This window comes from Streptomyces sp. NPDC057743, assembly GCF_042798755.1.
Taxonomy (GTDB): domain Bacteria; phylum Actinomycetota; class Actinomycetes; order Streptomycetales; family Streptomycetaceae; genus Streptomyces.
Map to the genome: position 1 here is coordinate 1 of NZ_JBHVJX010000011.1, position 18,171 is coordinate 18,171.

Here is an 18,171-nt window from a genome sequence, read left to right on the forward strand (position 1 = left end):
CCGTTGGGAGGGCGACCGGACGCCCCCGGCCACCACCGGGCGCTGGGAGGCACTGGGTGACGGCGCTCCCCACTCGGCGCCGCGCATCCGCGCCGGCGCTCCGGCGCGGATGCGCGGCGTGAATCAGCCGCCCCGGGTCATCGTCAGTGCCCCCGGGCCTTCGTCTTGTACGGGGCCGCCGCGTGCTGGGCGGCGTAGAGGAGCGCGGGCTTCATCTTCGGCCAGAAGTAGCTGTCCTGGCAGGCGTACTTCGGGGTGAAGCCGTCGCAGCCGCGCCCGTCGCTGTCGCCGATCTCGATGGTGAAGCTGGCCAGCCCCAGCTTGTCGTAGGTCCAGTCGTCGGAGCCGCCGGAGGCGTCGTAGAGGATCTCGCCGGCCTGGCCGGACTTGTAGCCGGTGATCTTGCCCATCTGGCCGGCGAGCGCGCGCAGGGCCGCGTCGTTGCCGGTGTGGATGGTGTGGTCGGACTCCCAGGGCATCAGGACCATGCTCGCGTCGCTGTGGAGGCTGATCATCATGCCCTTGGCGGTGGCCGGCGCCGGATCGGTGTCGCCGGTGCCGGTGCGCACGGCCGGGTACAGCTTGCGGAACAGGCCCTCCAAGGCGGTGTTCTCCGGCTCGGAGTCGGCCCCCGAGCCGAGGTAGATCTCGCTGCACGGCTCGGTGGAGGTGCCCTGGCCGCCCCAGTGGGTGCCCGCGTTGCGGTTGAGGTCCACGCCGATCTGGCCGTCCCCGCTGCACTTGCCCTTCGCGTCGTCGGCGTTCTTGCGCTGGAGGACGGGGTGGTCGCCGCCCTGGGCGACGATGTCCACGCCGTCCGGGTTGGTGATCGGGACGACCCACATCTCGGTGGAGTCCATCAGGGCCTTGATCTTGGGGTCCTTGGCGTAGTCCTTGGTCAGGGTGTCGATCCAGCGCCAGGACGTCTCGCCGGTGGTGAGCTCGCGCGCGTGGATCTGGCTCATCAGGAAGAACCGCGGCTTGGCGGACTTCGGGTCGAGCGCGCAGTCGCCCTTCTGCATCTTGGTGAGGCAGATGGCCTTGAGGTCGCGGCCGCCGCGGCCCTTCTCCTTCAGCCAGCTCTTGCCGTAGGTGACGACCTTGGCCATGTCCGGGTGCTCGGAGGCCACTTGGTCGAGGTGGGCGTAGTGCGCGTCGACGGTGTGGTAGCCGCCGTCGTAGGTGTCGTCCACGCCGCCCTTGGCGTGGGTGCGGCGCGGCTCGTGGGCCACCGGCTGCCGGGTGGTCTCGACGGCCGTGGGGGCGAAGCCGAGCCGGCGCAGCCCGTTGGCGGTGGCCGGATCGCCCATGACGAACAGGTCGTTGCCCTGGCGGCGCTCGATCAGGTCGAAGCCGGCGGAGATCAACTTCTGGGCGTCGCCGCGGTCGTGGGTGGGAACGCGGTAGACGACCATGGTGCGCTCGCCGGACGCCGCGGTGTGTCTCGGCGCGTGGGCGAGGGCAGACGGGGTGAGCGGGGAGAGGGCCGTGAGTGCCACGACCACCGCTGCCGCGGCCGTGGTCACCAGGGTTTTCCCGGGCATGGCATGGCCTTCCGTGGGGGGTGTGGGGCACCTGCCCGCGGGCGGGGCGCGGCGTTGTGCGCCCCGCCCGGGACGGCTCCCGGAGGCCGGACCGGTCGGCGCTCCGGGAGCGTTGCGCGGTGCCGTCGAATCGATGGGCCGATGGATCCATGGATCGATGAGGCATGGTGCCATGGCCATGCCAGGTTGGATAGGGGGCGTTCCGGGCGATCGGAAGGTCGAAGCGCCCGCCAGCGGCGGGGAGTTGGGGTGTCGGGCCGGACCTCGTCAGGGGCGCTCGGCGCGTCCCCCGGCCGCCTGCCGGCACATCGCCTCGATGCCCGCGACCTGGAGATCCAGGGCGAAGGCGAAGTCGCGGTCGAGCATCTCCACGGCGCTGTCGTCGGCCATGGCGTAGCCGGCGCGGGTGGAGAGCGCCCGCGTCTCGGCGAACTCGGGGCGGTCCGAGATCGCGTCGACGACCTGGGCGAAGTGCTCGTCCAGATCGATGCCGGCGGCCCGGCAGCGGGCCTCGTGCAGGGACCGGATGGTCGCGAAGCCGTAGACGAACTGGAAGAGCGAGGCCAGCGCCCCCGAGGTCTGGTCCGGGCCCAGGCCGCTGCGGGCCATCACGCGCAGGGTGGCGTTGGAGAACGCCGTGGCGTGCGGGCCGATGTTGAGCACCTCGCCGAGCAGCCGGGGCGCCCAGGGGTGGCGCAGCAGCACATCGCGGTAGGAGGTGGCCAGGAGCCGGAGTTGGTCGCGCCAGTCGGCGCCGTCCGACTCGTCGGGCAGCGCCAGCTCGCCGGCGACCGCGTCCACGGCGAGTTCGAGCAGGTCGTCCTTGGTGTCTACGTACCAGTAGAGGGACATCGCGGTGACGCCGAGCTCGGCGGCGAGGCGGCGCATGGAGAACTTGGCCAGACCCTCGTCGTCGAGCAGCCGGACGGTGGCCTCGACGATCCGGTCGAGGTCCAGCCCGGCCGGCTGCTCCGCCTTCCGCCGCAGCGGGGGGCGTTGGGTCAGCCAGACGCTGTGCGGCCGCTGCTTGGCGCGCCCGTTCGTCGCTGCCATGGCGCCCCTCCTTGGGTCGTGCGGGTGGTGCGGGTCGTGCGGGTGGTGCAGGTCCTACGGGTCCCGGGCGGGGCCGGTGCGGTGACCGGCGTGCCGCCCGGGACCGATGCTATTCCGCCACCGCGGGGGCCGGGTTGGGGCCGGCGCCCGGCCCGACGGCCTCGCCGTCCGCCCCGGGGGCGCTCTCGTCCCCATCGGCCGCGCCGCCGGCGCGCTCGGCCCGGCGCAGCAGCACGGCGGCGATCAGTCCGCCGAGGAAGACCGCGGCCGCGCCGACGAGTTGACTGGTGCCGATGCCGGCGGCGAAGGCGTCGTGCACGGCGCTGCGCTCCTGCGCCGTGTGCGTTTGGGCCAGCGCCGCCGGCAGCGAGCCGGCGCCGGCGGCGACCACCGGGAGCAGCGCGGCGAAGCGGGAGTTGAGCACCGCGCCGAGCACCGCGACGCCCAGCCCCTGGCCGAACTCCATCAGGGTGCCGTTGACACCGGCGCCGACGCCCGCCTTGGCGGGCGGGATCGCGGACATGATGGCGTTGGCCATCGTCGGCATCGCGATGGACACCCCGACGCCCATGACGACCAGGCCGAACAGCATGCCGCCGTAACTGCGGCCGCCCAGCAGCGAGATCGCCGCCAGCCCGCCGGCCAGCAGGGACATCCCGGTGACGATCATCCCGGGGGTGCCGAAGCGCGGCATCAGCCGGGCGCCCAGGCCGGTGAAGTTGATCAGCACGACGGTGAGGGCGAGCGGCGCCATCCGCAAGCCGGCGTCCAACGGGCCGAAGCCGAGCACCAGTTGGATGTGCTGGGTGAGCAGGAACATCGAGCCGCCCATCCCGAAGGCCACCAGGATGCCGCCGGAGACCGCGCCGATGAACGGGCGGTTGCTGAAGAAGTGCATGTCCAGCATGGGGTGCGGGTGGCGCAGCTCCCAGAGCGCGAACAGCCCCAGGCCGACCACGCCGACGGCGACCGCGGCCAGCACCCGGCCGGACAGCCAGCCGTCCGACGGCCCGGAGATGATCGCGTAGACCACCCCGACCATGCCGACCATCGACAGCAACGCGCCGAGCACGTCCGGCCGTTCGCCGCCGCGGGTCCTGGACTCCGGGACCAGGGCGACGACGGCCACCACGGCTATCGCCGCGACCGGGAGATTGACCAGGAACAGCGACCCCCACCAGAAGTGGTCCAGCAGCGCGCCGCCGATCAGCGGCCCGGCGGCGAAGCCGAGGGAGTTCACCGAGCTCCAGATGCCGATGGCCTTGGGTCGGTCGGTGTCGTCGAAGACCTGCATCACCACGGCGAGGGTGGTGGTCACCAGCAGCGCGCCGCCGACGCCCATCGCGGCGCGGGCGGCGATCAGTTGGCCGGGGGCCTGGGCGAGGCTGGCGGCGAGCGAGGCGAGGCCGAACAGCACCAGGCCGGTGACCAGCATCTTCTTGCGGCCGTAGCGGTCGGCGGAGTTGCCGGCGATCAGCAGCAGCCCGGAGAGCACCAGCGAATAGGCGTTGAGCATCCACTGGACGTCGGCGGTGGACGCGCCCAGCCCGCCGGTGAGGGACGGGACGGCGACGTTCAGCACGGTGTTGTCGAGGACGACGGTGAGCTGGGCGACGCAGATGACGGCCAGGATCAGCCAGCGGGTGGCCGGCCGGCCCGGTGGCTTGAGGGGGGTGGCGGTGGCGTCCGGGGCCACGGCGGACATACGAGCTCCCTGTACGGTGCGAGCGGGTGACTTACACCGTACAGGGACTCTTATACGCCGTACATCTCGATGGTGGGGAGGGCGGGCAGAGAGGACGCAAGACACCGTCCCCTCCGCCCCGTTGGGGCTACGCCTTCCGCTGCGTCAGGTCGTAGAAGGTGGCGCCGCCGGCGGTGACCTTCGTAAAGGTCCGCTCCACCCAGGCACTGATCTGCGACGCGGGGCCCTGCTCCGCGAACCCGCCGGGCGCCTTCGGGCCGCCGGCCCGCTTGTCGCCGGCCCGGCCCGCGCCCTGCGCACCACCGAAGCCGCCGAAGCCCCGCTCGCTGACGAGGAAGTAGTGGATCTTCCCCTCGGCCACGTACCGCTGGAACTGGGCGAGGGTCGGCGACGGGTCGCTCCCCATGAAGCCGCCGATCGGCATCACCGGCTTCTGGGTGGCCAGTTGGTAGCCGGCAGCGCTCTGCGAGCCGATGGCGGCCGCGACCCAGGTGTAGCGATCGGCGTCCTGCTCCACCAGGCGCCGGGCCGCCGCGCTCACCGTGACGCCCTCGCCCCTGCCGCCCTTGTGCGTCCCACCGTGCCCGGCGCCGGCCCTCGCACCGGGGAAGCCGCCCGGGAAGCCCTGCCCGCCGGCTCCACCCGCACCGCCCGCGCGCCGGCCCGCGGCGCCGCCCGGCATCCCGCCCTCGGCGCCGCCCTGCCCGCGCAGCCACGCCTGGCCGCCGGGGAAGTCCCGCGCGCCCTGGACCGCGGGACCGGCGACGACCATCCCGCCGCCCTTGGCCGTGTTGACGGTGTTCAGGGTGTACGCGAGGGGGCCGGCCAGCGCCGCCGCCAGCCCGAGTCCGGCCGCGACCGCCCGCACCGTGCCGGCCGGACGCCGCCGCTCCGGCGCGCCCTCCCGTACGCCGCCGCCGGCCAACAGGAGCCCCAGCGCCGCCACCAGGCCGACCGCCAGCACCACCCACTTCAGCCACGGCAGCCAGTGCGGCGACCGCGCCAGCAGGACGTACGACCAGACCGCCGTCGTCCCGACGACCGCCGCCGGCACGCCCCGCGCCAGCCAGCCGCCGCGCCGCCACACCAGCACCGTCCCCATCCCGACCAGCGCCGCGATGTACGGGGCGAGCGCGATGTTGTAGTACTGGTGGAAGATCCCGGACATGAAGCTGAAGATCGTGAAGGTCATCAGCAGCGCGCCGCCCCACACCAGGAACTCCGCCCGCTGGGCGGCCTGTTCGGCGGCCACCGCGCGCCGCGCCCGCCACAGCAGGCACACCGCCACCACCAACAGAATCAGCGCGGCCGGCAGCAGCCAGGAGATCTGGCCGCCCATGTCGGAGGAGAACAGCCGGGTGAGCCCGGTCTGGCCGTGGCCGCCGAAGCCGCCCGACCCGTGATGGCCACCGCCGCCGGCGGCGCCGGCCCGCTCGTTCCCGGAGAGCCGCCCCAGCCCGTTGTAGCCGAACGTCAGGTCCAGGAAGCTGTTCGTCTGCGAACTGCCCACATAGGGGCGCGCGGACGCCGGCAACAACTCGACGATCGCCACCCACCAGCCGCCGGAGACCACCAACACCAGCCCGGCCAGCAGCAGTTGGCCCAGCCGCCTGCGCAGCGCGACCGGCGCGCAGCACGCGTAGACCACGGCCACCGCCGGCAGGATCAGCCACGCCTGGAGGGTCTTGGTGAGGAAGCCCAGCCCGAAGCAGAGCCCGGCCAGCAGCAGCCACGTGGTCCGTCCCGCCTCCAGGGCGCGCAGCACGCAGGCGACCGCGCAGACCATCAGCAGGCACAGCAGCGCGTCGGGGTTGTTGTAGCGGAACATCAGCGCCGCGACCGGGGTGAGCGCCAGCGCCCCGGCCGACAGCAGGCCCGCCGCCGCCCCGAACCGCCGCCGCACGGTCGCGTACAGCACCCCGACCGCGGCGACGCCCATCAGCGCCTGCGGCACCAGCACCGCCCACGGGTTCAGCCCGAAGAGCCGCACCGAGAGCGCCATCGGCCACAGCGAGAGCGGCGGCTTGTCCACGGTGATGGAGTTCGCCGCGTCCGAGGAGCCGAAGAAGAACGCCTTCCAACTGACGCTGCCCGCCTGGACGGCGGCCGAGTAGAACTGGTTGGCGTACTGGGACGCCGACAGGTCCCACACGTACAGCACCGCGGTGACCGCCAGCAGCACGAGCAGCGCCGGCCGGGCCCACCCCGGGTCCTCGGGCCTGCCCCGCACGATCCGCAGCGCGAGGCCGCGCGGCGGGGTGCGGTCGGGGGCCTCGGGCGGACCGGTGCGCGGCCCACCCTCCGGCGCGGCGTGCGATACGGGGTCCGGCGCGTCGTGCGCGGCCGTCCTCGGGGCCATCGTTCTCTCCTGGTGCGTCGTGCGGGGGCGGGCGCTCATCGCGCGCTCCTGCTGAGGTCGTTCCGGTCGTGCGCGGCGGCGCCGGTCGGGCCGGCGGCCGGGTCCACACCCGCGCCGTCGGTCGGGCGGTCCGCCGCCTCCCGCCGCTCCCGCTCCGGGAACACCCAGGCGCGGAGGAGCAGGAAGCGCAGCACCGTGGCCGCGAGGTTGGCGGCCACCAGCACCGTCAGTTCGCTGGCGTGCGAGGGGTGGCGGGTGGCGGCGCCCAGGGCCGCCAGCGACCCGCTGGTCAGCGCCAGCCCGATGGCGAAGACCACCAGGCCCTGCGCCTGGTGGCGGAGGGCCCGCTCCCGGCCCCGCACCCCGAACGTCAGCCGCCGGTTGGCGGACGTGTTGACCAGCGCGGAGACCAACAGGGCGGCGGCGTTGGCCAGTTGGGGGCCCACCCCGAGCCGGAAGAGGGAGTAGAGGCCGAGGTAGAGCAGGGTGCTCAGCGCCCCCACGACGCCGAACCCGAGGACCTGCCGGGCCAGCCCGCGCGGCACTCCGGACAGCTCCCGGTCCCTGGGGTCGTCGCCGAACGGCCGGGCGAGCCGGTCCAGCGGCAGCGCCCCGGTGGCCAGCGCCCGCCCCACCCGCCAGACGCCCTTGAGGTCGTCGGTCGCGGTGCGGACCAGGTGGACGGTGCTGTCGGGGTCGTCCACCCAGTCCACCGGGACCTCGTGGATCCGCAGCCCGGCCCGCTCGGCCAGCACCAGCATCTCGGTGTCGAAGAACCACCCGGTGTCCTCGACCATCGGCAGCAACCGGGCCGCCACATCGCCCCGGATGGCCTTGAAGCCGCACTGCGCGTCGGAGAACCGCGCCGCCAACGACCCGCGCAGGATGAGGTTGTAGGTGCGCGAGATGAACTCCCGCTTCGGCCCGCGCACCACCCGCGCGCTCCGGCTGAGCCGGGAGCCGATCGCCAGGTCCGAGTGCCCGGATATCAGCGGCGCGACCAGCGGCAGCAGCGCATTGAGGTCGGTGGACAGATCGACGTCCATATAGGCCAGCACCGGCGCCCCGGAGTGCGACCACACCGTGCGCAGCGCCCGGCCGCGCCCCTTCTGCTCCAGCCGCACGGCGGTGACGCGGTCCAACTCGTCGTCCAACCGGGCCGCGATCCGGGGCGTTTCGTCGGTGCTCGCGTTGTCCGCGATGGTGATCCGGAACCCGTACGGGAAGGTGCGGACCAGATGGTCGTGCAGCCGGCGCACACAGGGTTCGAGGTCTCTCTCCTCGTTGTAGACCGGGATCACGACATCGAGGACGGTCTCGATCTGGCCCGGACGCAGATGCTCACGTGGTGGCAGAGAACCCAGCGGCGTCGGGGTCTGCGGTGGCGTCGTCATGCCCACGACGCTCGCCAATCGGCCTGTCACCGCCGTGTGGTGAGGCTGTGTGCCGGCTGTGAGACGGCGGCGGACCGGGCGCCCGGGCACCGTCCCCGCCGCCCCGCGCGCCGCCGCCGACGCCCTGCCCGGCGGCCGGCAGCGTCACCGTGAACACCGTCCGGCCCGGCACGCTCGCCACCTCGACCGTCCCGTCGTGCGCGGCCACCACCGCCTGCACGATGGCCAGGCCCAGCCCGGTGCTACCGCCGCCGCGCCCACCGCCCACGCTCCGCGAACGGGACGCGTCGCCCCGCGCGAACCGCTCGAAGACGTGCGGCAGCAGCGCACCCGGGATACCGGGCCCGTCGTCCTGAACCTCCAACTGGACGGCACCCCCGTCCCGTTGGACGGCACCCCCGTCCCGTTGGGATGCCCGAGCCCGCACCCGGGCCGTCACCGTCGTCCCCTCCGGCGTGTGCGTCCGGGCGTTGGCCAGCAGGTTGACCAGGATCTGGTGGAGCCGGTCGGCGTCGCCGCGCACCAGCGCGGGGGCGTCCGCGTCCGGCAGTTCGAGCCGCCAGCGGTGCCCGGGACCGGCCGCCCGCGCATCGCTGAGCGCGTCCACCACCAGCGGCGCGAGGTCCACGGTGGCGTACGACAGCGGGCGCCCGGAGTCGAGCCGGGCGAGCAGCAACAGGTCCTCCACCAGGCCGGTCATCCGCTCCGCCTCGGACTCGATCCGGCCCAGCGCGCGGCGGGTCTCCGGCCCGGGCCGCTCCTGCCCACGCCGGGTCAGCTCGGCATAGCCCCGTATCGACGCCAGCGGCGTCCGCAGCTCATGACTGGCGTCGGCGACAAACCGCCGCACCCGCGTCTCGCTCTCCTGCCGCGCCGAGAGCGCCGAACCGACGTGCCCCAGCATCCGGTTGAGCGCCGCGCCGACCTGCCCCACCTCCGTACGGGCGTCCGCCTCGGCCAACGGGACGCGCACGTGCAGCGCCACCTCGCCCTGGTGCAGCGGGAGTTCGGAGACCCGGGTCGCGGTCGCGGCGACCCGGCGCAGCGGACGCAGCGCGATCCCGACCATCGCCGAGCCCGCGATCCCGGCCGCCACCAGCCCGGAACCCGTCACACAGCACTCGATGAGCACCAACCGCCCCACGGTGTCGTTCACTTCGTTGAGCGGCATGCCGAAGACCAGCGCGCCGTCCTTGGCGTACTGCAGCCGGTACGAGCCGAGCCGGGGCAGGTGCCGGGTGTGCGGCTTGGCGTCCCGGGGCACCGAGGCCAGCGCCGCGAGCTGCTCCCCGCTCAGCGAGGTCAGCCGCTCCGACGGCGTCCGGCTCTGCGAACGGTTCACCCGCGCACCGGAGCCCAACGAGCCGTCCGGCGCCACCCGCGCCCCCACCGACCCGAACGGCTGGCCGGGCATGGCGACGAACTCCAGGCCCTCGTTCCGCTGCGGATCGTGCGGCCGCGGCAGCTCCGCCCGGACGATGGCGTCGAAGAGCTGGTCGTCCAACTTCCCCTGGAGATAGGAGTGCAGCGCGATCGCGGTGACCGTGCTGATCACCGCCCCCACGACGGCGATCAGCGCCACGGCCGACACCACGAGCCGGGTGCGCAGCGTCCAGCGCCGCCGCCCCCGACGCCCCGGACGCCCCGGACGCCCCGAGGGACCCGAACGCCCCGGCCGCCCCGGTCGCCCCGAACGCCCCGGCCGCCCCACGGAACCGGACGGCCCCACGACCGCTACCCGGCCGGCTTGATCAGATAGCCCGCACCCCGCCGGGTGTGGATCATCGGCTCCCGACCGGCGTCGATCTTCCGCCGCAGATACGAGATATACAGTTCGACCACATTGGCCTGCCCCCCGAAGTCATAGCTCCACACCCGATCCAGGATCTGCGTCTTGCTGAGCACCCGCCGCGGGTTCCGCATCAGATAGCGCAGCAACTCGAACTCGGTGGCGGTCAGATGGATGTCCTGGCCGTCCCGCCACACCTCATGGCTGTCCTCGTCCAGCACCAGGTCGCCCACGGTCAGCAGCGACTCGCTCCGCATCGCCGCCGCGCCCGCCCGGCGCAGCAACCCGCGCAGCCGGGCCACCACCTCTTCCAGGCTGAACGGCTTGGTGACGTAGTCGTCGCCGCCCGCCGTCAGCCCGGCGATCCGGTCCTCGACCGCGTCCTTGGCCGTCAGGAACAGCACCGGTACGTCCGGCAGTTCGTTCCGCAACCGGCCGAGGACGGTCAGCCCGTCCATGTCCGGCAGCATCACGTCCAGCACCACCGCGTCCGGCCGCCAACTCCTGGCGCACCGCAGCGCACCCGCGCCGTCGCCCTCCGCCTTTATGTCCCACCCCTCGTAGCGCAGCGCCAGCGACAGCAGATCCGCGAGCGAGGACTCGTCGTCCACGACCAGCACCCGCACCGGACTGCCGTCGGCCCGCAACAGCTCCGGCTGCTTGCCGGGTGCCTGACCGGACGCCTTGCCGGGCGCCCTCCTGGAGGACGAACCCGAGACCGGCGCACGGTACGAAGCTGCACTGTACGAAGCTGAGGACGTCGACGAAGTCAGGGTCATGACGGGAGCCTGACCAGCCCCTCTGAAAGCTCCCTTGCCGGTTCCTGTGAATCTCCTGAGAATCTCCCCTTCCCTCGGTCAAGCCCCCGTAAGCCGTCGCCCACGCCGCCGGGCACCCCACGACGAGGGCCCCACGGCCACGGCTTCCCAACACCCCGCCCCGGACGCCCCGAAGGGCGCACCCCGAGCCGACGAACCAGCCCGGACCGCCCCCCGCGCGGCCCGGACCGATCACCTGCATTCAGCATCCCACCCCCCACTGACAATCGCCCTGACCTGCGGTTTTACTACCATTCGGAGTTCCTCCCACCGACCCCACCCACCGACCCCACCCGCCGAACCCGACGGCGACGCCGCCCCAGGAGCCCCCCCCCCCCGCGCTCCCTCTCCGCCCCCTCCCCGCCCGCTCCACCCCGTCCCGTACCGTCGCCCCATGCCCCGACTCCTGGCCCTCTCCGGCAGCCTCCGCGCCCGCTCGTCCAACGGCGCCGTGCTGCGCTCCGCCCTGGACCTCTTCGACGGCCCCACCGCCACCGCGGACATCGGCGCGCTCCCCCACTTCAACCCCGACCTGGACGGCGAGGACGCCACCCCACCCGCCCCCGTCGCGGCCCTGCGCACCGCCGTGGCCGCCGCCGACGCGCTGCTCATCGTCAGCCCCGAGTACGCGCACGGCGTCCCCGGCGTCCTCAAGAACGCCCTCGACTGGCTGGTCAGCAGCGGCGAATGCGTCGACAAGCCGGTCGCGGTGCTCACCGCCTCCCCGTTCCCCACCGGCGGCGACCACGCCAACGCCCAACTCCGCGAAATCCTGCGGATGATGACCGGCAACGTCATCGCCGACGCCTGCCGGGAGATCCCCGCCATCGGCCCGAAGATCGACCCCGCCACCGAACGCGTCACCGACGCCCCGACCCTCGCCGACCTCCGCACGGCCATGTCCCACTTGGCCACCGCGACGACCGAGGCCATGCCGACGACCGAAGCGCAGTCGACGGCCGAGGCTCAGTCGACAGCTGGACCCTCGTCGACGGCCGAACCCACCGCGACGGCCGGGACCACCCCAACCACCGCTGCCCCGCCGGCAGCTGACGCCGCCCGCCCAACCACCGCCCCAGACACCGCCGTCACCCCCTAACGCACATCCCCAACCCCCGCCTCAAAACAGCCCCTCCTGCTCCCCTTCCCGCCCCGTCCCGCGCTCCGCCGCCCACCACACCGGCGCCGTCGTCACCGACCCCCGGGCGGCGCCGAGCACCCACCCCGAGAGCAGTCGCGCGTCCAACACCGCCACTCCATTGCCCGCACTGCCCGCACTGCCCCCACCGGCCCCCGCCAACCGCAGATACACATCGGCCCCCACCCCGGCCACGACCTCGCCCACGATCTCCGCCCCGGCCGTCAGCCCGCCCACCTCCCCGACCTCGCCGGCAGCCGGTATCCGTGCCAGCCCGAACAGCTCCCCGTGGTCCACCGGCTCGCACCCCACCGGCTCCAACGTCTCCGGCCACCCCGCCAACCCCCGCGCCACGCCATGCAGTTGCGCCAGCTCGGCGGCCCGCTCCGGCCACGGCGGCAGCGCCCCGCGGGCCGCCCGCTTCGCCTCCTTCGCCAACCGGTCCGGGATGCCCAGCGCGCTCCCCAACAGCGCCTCCGCCCGCCGCGCCGCCATCAACGGCCCGCGCCCCAGCCACGCGTACGCCACCGCCCCCTGCTCCACCAGCCGCGCCGCCCCGCGCTCCGCGGCCGTGATCCCCACCTTGACCAGCCCGGGCCCGAAGTACGCCAGATAGACGCCGTACGGGCGCGGATCATCGGCCATGGTGTCCGCCGCCACCGACCGCGACCGGTCCAACTGCGCGCACCGCGGGCACTGGTCCCTGACCCCCTCGCCCTCCAGCACCGCCCCGTACGGGCAGACCATCCACCGCCCGGCCCGCCGCACCCCCAGGCACCGCCGCTCCCCCACCGCCGCGAACGCCAGCGCCTTCCCCATCGGCAACGGGCTCACCCGCTCGGCATCCCGCTCCGCGCAGTACCAACCGAGCCGCTGACCGAACCGCCCCACCGGCCCGGCCTCCGGCCCGCCGCCCGACCACCGCGGTCCCGTACATCGCCACACATCGTCAGCGTACGACCGCCCACTGACAACGCCCGTCGCCCGCCGGCCACCGCCCCCTCACCCCACGGCCGCCCGCTCCCCCTCCGGCTCCCGCTCGCCCTCCCCCCGGAACGTGGCCCGATAGGCCCGCGGCGACACCCCCAGCGCCACCTGGAAGTGCTGCCGCAGCGACGCCGCCGTCCCGAACCCGGCCTCCGCCGCGATCCGGTCCACCGTCAGCCCGGTCTGCTCCAGCAACTGCCGCGCCCGCTCGACCCGTTGCTGGGTCATCCACTGCACCGGCGACATCCCCACCTCCTCCCGGAACCGCCGGGTGAAGGTCCGCACGCTCATCGCCTCCCGCGCCGCCAACTCCCGCAGGCTCAGCGGCCGGTCCAGATGCTCCAGCGCCCAGGCCCGCGCCGCGCCCGTCGACGACACCCGCGGCTCCGACACCGGCCGCCAGACGTACTGCGCCTGCCCGCCCTCCCGGTGCGGCGGCACCACCGTCCGCCGCGCCACGTCATTGGCGACCGCCGCCCCGTGATCGCAGCGCACCATGTGCAGGCACAGATCCACCCCCGAGGCCACCCCCGCCGCCGTCAACACGTCCCCCTCGTCCGTGTACAGGACGTCGGCATCCAGCTCGATCTGTGGGAACAACCGCCGGAAGTCGTCCACCGACCGCCAGTGCGTGGTGGCCCGCCGCCCGTCCAGCAGCCCCGCCGCGGCCAGCACGAACGCCCCCGTACAGATCGACGCGATCCGCGTGCCCGGCCGGATCCGCGCGAGCGCATCGGCCATCCCCGGGCTCAACCGCCCGTCCCGTTGCTCGGTCCCCGGGTCGTAGTCCAGCGAGGACGCCGGCAGCACGACCGTGTCCGCGGTCGCCAACGCCTCCGGTCCATGCGCCACGTTGACCGTGAAATCGGTGTCCGTCCGCACCTCTCCCGGCTGGAGCGCACACGTCACCAGCTCGTACAGCGGCTCCCCGGACGCCGACCTGGCCTCCCCGAAGATCCGGTGCACGATCCCCACTTCCATGGGCAACATCCCCGGCCGCACCAACACCACCACCCGATGCCGCCGCCCCTGCGCCTCACTCATCGCCATGGCCCGATCCTTCCACATGCTGTCCATCCGGCCACTCGTTTCGCCCTCACCCGCCCCGGAAGGTGAACCCATGAAGATCCTCTGGCTGTTCGCCCACCCCGATCACCGCTCCCTGAACGGCGCCCTCAAAACGGAGGGACTCCGCACCCTCGAAGCCCACGGCCACCAACACCAGCTCTCCGACCTCTACGCGATGAAGTGGAACCCGCTGGTCGACGCCGCCGACTACGACCACGACCCGACCGACCGCCTCCTGGTCGGCGAAGCCGCCGAACGCGCCCACGCCACCGGCCACTTGAGCCCCGACATCGCCTCCGAACAGCAGAAACTCGCCTGGGCCGACACCCTCGTCCTCCAGTTCCCCCTGTGGTGGTACGGCATGCCCGCCATCCTCAAGGGCTGGTTCGACCGGGTCTTCGTCAAGGGCTTCGCCTTCGGCCACACCGACCCCGCCACCGGCCGCCCGCAGCGCTACGGCGAGGGCCCGCTCGCCGGCAAACGCGCCCTGGTCGTCGTCACCGCCGGCGCCCGCGCCGCCACCCTCGGCCCCCGCGGCGTCAACGGCGACCTCAACGACCTCCTCTTCCCCCTCCAACACGGCACCCTCTGGTACACCGGCATCGCCGTCGTCCCGCCCCTCCTCATCCCCAGCGCGGACCGCACCACCCCCGACGCCTACGCCACCGCCGCCACCTGCCTACGTCACCGCCTCCTCACCCTCCCCACCACCGACCCCCTCCCCTTCCGCCACCAAAACACCGGCGACTACGACGACAACCTCCTCCTCCACCCCCACCTCACCCCCACACCCCCCACCGGCCCCGCCGCCCACTACACCACCACCCCACCCCCCAACTCCCCCTAACCACCCCCCACTTGAAAAACTCCCTCCCATGCCCACCACCCACCACCCCCACACTCACCCCCACCCCCACCTCATCTCCGTCATCGGCAACAGCCCCGGCGTCGGCAAATCCACCCTCTGCCGCTCCCTGGCCACCTGGCTCACGGAAACCGGCGCCACCGTCGAGCACTTCGCCGAGGCCGACATCCTCACCCACCCCGCCTTCCGCCCCGTCGCCGAGGAGTTCGCCACCGCCCCGCACACCGTCCGCCCTGAAACCCTGATCGCCGCCACCCGCACCTACGTCACCGACGCCCGCGCCGCCGGCACCGACTTCCTCGTCACCGACGCCCTCCTCCCCTTCATCCCCTCCCTCGTCGCCTGGGGCCACGACGAACCCGCCCTCACCCGCTTCCTCCAGGACCTCGTCACCGCCCTCCACCCCACCGAGGTCACCGTCGTCTACGTCCAGGACGACCCCGCCGCCGCCCTCCGCCGCGCCATCGACCGCGAGGGCCCCGCCTGGGAGGACTGGTACCTCACCAAACTCGCCAACTCCCCCGGCACCAGCACCGTCCACGACCTCGACTCCGCCGCCGCCCACCTCCGCACCGAAACCGCCCTCACCCACCGCCTCCTCGCCACCACCCCCTGGAACCTCCTCCCCCTCCACACCACCACCCGCACCGCCCCCCAAACCTTCACCCACACCCGCACCCACCTCTCCAAACTCCTCAACCTGGCCCCCTGACCATCCAACTCCCCCTCAAACAACTGCTGTTGACACCCAGATCTACAAAAGTCCAAGCATGCCCAGCACACCCTTCAGGGATACCGCTCGAAACATTGCCAGCACGAAGGATTACAAGGACTACAACGTCACGTCCGTCGAGTGCGATCGCGCACGGTCTCACTCTTGGTGGAGGAACTTGGTAGAGCATGGCGCCTGGGAGGGCCCCAGCAACACCCGAGTCGGGCCGCCGACGCCCGACTAACTCCGCGGCATCGCCAAGCTGTTCGGCACCACCGAGGAGCAGGTCGCGGCAATGATCCCTGCCGACTGGTACGGCGTGGAGCCCAACGGCGGCCTGTCACCCCGGTGATAAACCTGGCGCCACTCCTCGACCAGCTCGGCCCGGAACAGGCAGACGCACTCGCAGTAATCATTCGCAGCATGATCGAAAACCGACAACCCTGAAGCGGGGCCAACCAGGCCGCCTCGGCGCCCTGCCCTGACCTGCCAGCGCTCCACCTCTCACAGCGCTCCGGATCCACCACGCCCAGCAAACCGAAGGCCGAAAGCCGGAAGGCCGCCAGCAACCTCCGACAAGGACAGTCACCACCCGCTCCGCACGACGAACTCGCCCCTCCGGCCCCGGGCCATCCCATCACCGAACACCCGGCACCCACACAGCGCGTTACCGCACTTCCACCACCGCACACCACGACAAAGCCCCCGCCGGAGAACCCGGCGGGGGCTTTGACTTGCTGTGCGCTCGGCAGGATTCGAACCTGCAACCTTCTGATCCGTAGCTCTACAGAGATATCGGTCAGCTAGGGCCATTGAGGCTGCGGTTCTGCCCCTCAAGGCGCCGCCGCTCGTGGGCGGTTGCTGCGGTTGCTGTACTTCGTTGCTGTACAGCAACGAACCGGAGCTGACGGTGCCACTCCCGACTCGCCGGCTTACCTCGAATCTCACGACCGATGCGGCGTCTGAACGAATCGACCTACTGCCGGTGGAAGGGACGCTAACATCGCTATTGGCACCAGTCACAGCGACCTGGTGCCGCCCAGTTGCGGCTGTACGGAGACTTCCAACAGCACGTCGATGGTTGGGTGGTGTCGACGCACACCCGCCTCGACACGCAGACCGCTTGGCAAGCGGGGCTGGCCACCACACGCACTCGGAACCGCAGGGACACAATTGAATTGACCTGAGTCGTCGCGTCGGCACGAACTCAGTCCTAACCCACCTGTACGCACGGTGGCCGGACTGAGCGTGCCCGCTGTCCGGCCCTCGAATGAGAGGTATCGGACGTTGGACCAGATCACATTGTGGTTCCTCGCGGTGTTCGGCCTGATCACCCTGTTCTTGGCTATGGGGGCCAAGCTAGCCGGCGAGCTTGAAGCTTTCCTGGATGCTTGGAGCAGACCCTTGCGACGCCTACGCCGCTGGCACGCCCGCACTCGCCGTAGCCGCAACCGTGGCGGTGCTGGTCCGTCAGAATCGGGATAGTTACGGCCCAGGCAGCTTGGGGTCTCTGTGGCTGGTTATTGAACTGACCGACGGTGGGGTGGTGTTGGCCCCCTGCTCCCACCGGTGGCCAACACCGCCGCTCCCCGCAGGATTCTGGTATGCGAATGACGCATTCCATACACACCGGAGAACCTACAAGCTCAGTCTTCAAACTTCTGCGCCTCAGCCGACGACAGCCGGCCACCGCGGCGGGCGCGTCGACCGATCAGGCACGCGTGTGCCTCGCTGCCCCCCACTGGCCTCAGCCACGCTGCTCGGTAACGACCGTGGGGCAAGCCGCGACGGCGGAATCGTTGCCACGACAGCGCTGGGCCGCGTTGGGAGGACCGTTTGCCGGAACGGATCCAGCGAGACCAGTTCAAGCGGCCGATCGGTCAGCGCGCGGGACGGGCACCGGCCGGGCTGGAGCGGGGGGGGGAGACAGGAGTGCAGGTCGGAAGTTGGGCAGCCCCCACCGTCGAACGACCCAGAGACGGCCCGGCACGACGCTCGATGCGACCGACGTGCGTCTGGCACGACCACTTCGTCCCAGACTTCCGGTTAAAGCTGGGGCAACTTCATCGGGGGTGCACGGCCGCGTCGAGCTTTCGTCCGCAGCCCTGCGTGATGCCGCTTCTGGCCTACGAGGCAGATAGGACTTGGGGAAGCGCTTTGGAGAACATCTCGTACGCATCCAACAGACCTTGCCGACGCTCAAGCCAACACTGGTACAAAGTCGAGTCAACGTTCGAAACATGAGTAGGAGTCTGCCGGAGAGCGTCTATGGCTTTGGTGGCATCGTCAAGCCGTTGAAGGGCCGCCCCCGAGATGGCCTCAAGCTCCCCCACCTCGCATACCACTACATTATCGAAATGCCCTCTGAGTACCGCCCCTTCCGCTTTTCGTAGCTTGTCGCGCACCTCTCTTAGCGCCCGCCTGTTGTGAAGGGCATACATCAACTCATCGAGCGCATCGACGACCTCTCCGAGCTTCGCCTGGAAGGCGAGGCAGTTCTGGCGGCGCCACTCATCAAGCTGACGACGCCTCTCCTCCGTTCTGACCTGCTTGTCCAACTCGCCCTGCTGAAGCAACTGGGCACGAGCTCCACGGGCTGCCAGCCCTGCCCCCGTAGCGGCCCCTGCCGCACTCGCGAATCCTGCTAAGCCAGCAGCCCAGACCGCAGCGACCCCCTGATCCATAAATCAAGATTTTGCCGCGTCCGTTGCGCGTGCGGTAGAGAGTCACCACCGAGGG

General features: G+C 72.1%; 13 protein-coding genes. 3 read left to right on the forward strand and 10 right to left on the reverse strand.

What is annotated here, in order from left to right; translation table 11 throughout:
* Positions 1–143: 143 nt before the first annotated feature.
* The 7 genes from ACFVFQ_RS14440 to ACFVFQ_RS14470 all read right to left on the reverse strand — a co-directional run bounded on the left by ACFVFQ_RS14440 (position 144) and on the right by ACFVFQ_RS14470 (position 10,491).
* Positions 144–1,544: a M14 family zinc carboxypeptidase gene (locus ACFVFQ_RS14440; RefSeq protein ID WP_383414413.1), complete on the reverse strand. Its 1,401-nt coding sequence runs from the start codon at positions 1,542–1,544 to the stop codon at positions 144–146.
* Positions 1,545–1,811: 267 nt separating this feature from the next.
* Complete coding sequence (locus ACFVFQ_RS14445) at positions 1,812–2,597, reverse strand: TetR/AcrR family transcriptional regulator (protein WP_383414416.1); 786 nt, start codon at positions 2,595–2,597, stop codon at positions 1,812–1,814.
* A 109-nt stretch (positions 2,598–2,706) separates the two neighbouring features.
* Positions 2,707–4,302: an MFS transporter gene (locus tag ACFVFQ_RS14450; RefSeq protein WP_383414419.1), complete on the reverse strand. Its 1,596-nt coding sequence runs from the start codon at positions 4,300–4,302 to the stop codon at positions 2,707–2,709.
* 127 nt (positions 4,303–4,429) lie between these two features.
* A complete protein-coding gene (locus tag ACFVFQ_RS14455; protein ID WP_383414422.1) occupies positions 4,430–6,661 on the reverse strand; it encodes an ArnT family glycosyltransferase in 2,232 nt (743 codons plus the stop codon).
* Positions 6,662–6,696: 35 nt separating this feature from the next.
* Complete coding sequence (locus ACFVFQ_RS14460; RefSeq protein WP_383414425.1) at positions 6,697–8,055, reverse strand: glycosyltransferase; 1,359 nt, start codon at positions 8,053–8,055, stop codon at positions 6,697–6,699.
* Positions 8,003–9,649, reverse strand: a complete 1,647-nt coding sequence (locus ACFVFQ_RS14465; RefSeq protein WP_383414428.1) for a sensor histidine kinase — start codon at positions 9,647–9,649, stop codon at positions 8,003–8,005. The genes ACFVFQ_RS14460 and ACFVFQ_RS14465 overlap by 53 nt, the downstream gene beginning before the upstream one ends.
* Before the next feature lie 140 nt (positions 9,650–9,789).
* Positions 9,790–10,491, reverse strand: coding sequence for a response regulator transcription factor (locus ACFVFQ_RS14470; RefSeq protein ID WP_383415006.1), 702 nt, complete (start codon positions 10,489–10,491; stop codon positions 9,790–9,792).
* Positions 10,492–11,056: 565 nt separating this feature from the next.
* Between ACFVFQ_RS14470 and ACFVFQ_RS14475 the strand changes: the two genes are divergently transcribed.
* Positions 11,057–11,761, forward strand: a complete 705-nt coding sequence (locus ACFVFQ_RS14475) for an NADPH-dependent FMN reductase (RefSeq protein ID WP_383414431.1) — start codon at positions 11,057–11,059, stop codon at positions 11,759–11,761.
* 21 nt (positions 11,762–11,782) lie between these two features.
* Here ACFVFQ_RS14475 and ACFVFQ_RS14480 read toward each other — a convergent pair whose 3' ends face one another.
* Positions 11,783–12,634, reverse strand: coding sequence for a DUF2797 domain-containing protein (locus ACFVFQ_RS14480; RefSeq protein WP_383415009.1), 852 nt, complete (start codon positions 12,632–12,634; stop codon positions 11,783–11,785).
* Between the two features lie 168 nt (positions 12,635–12,802).
* Positions 12,803–13,864: a GlxA family transcriptional regulator gene (locus ACFVFQ_RS14485; RefSeq protein ID WP_383414434.1), complete on the reverse strand. Its 1,062-nt coding sequence runs from the start codon at positions 13,862–13,864 to the stop codon at positions 12,803–12,805.
* A 43-nt stretch (positions 13,865–13,907) separates the two neighbouring features.
* On the opposite strand from ACFVFQ_RS14485, the gene ACFVFQ_RS14490 reads away from it, so the two are divergent.
* Together ACFVFQ_RS14490 and ACFVFQ_RS14495 are read left to right on the forward strand one after the other, a co-directional pair.
* Positions 13,908–14,702, forward strand: a complete 795-nt coding sequence (locus ACFVFQ_RS14490; RefSeq protein ID WP_383414437.1) for an NAD(P)H-dependent oxidoreductase — start codon at positions 13,908–13,910, stop codon at positions 14,700–14,702.
* A 28-nt stretch (positions 14,703–14,730) separates the two neighbouring features.
* Positions 14,731–15,432, forward strand: a complete 702-nt coding sequence (locus tag ACFVFQ_RS14495; protein ID WP_383414440.1) for a hypothetical protein — start codon at positions 14,731–14,733, stop codon at positions 15,430–15,432.
* 2,126 nt (positions 15,433–17,558) lie between these two features.
* On the opposite strand, the gene ACFVFQ_RS14500 is transcribed toward ACFVFQ_RS14495, so the two are convergent.
* A complete protein-coding gene (locus ACFVFQ_RS14500; RefSeq protein WP_383414443.1) occupies positions 17,559–17,990 on the reverse strand; it encodes a hypothetical protein in 432 nt (143 codons plus the stop codon).
* Between the last annotated feature and the right edge of the window lie 181 nt (positions 17,991–18,171).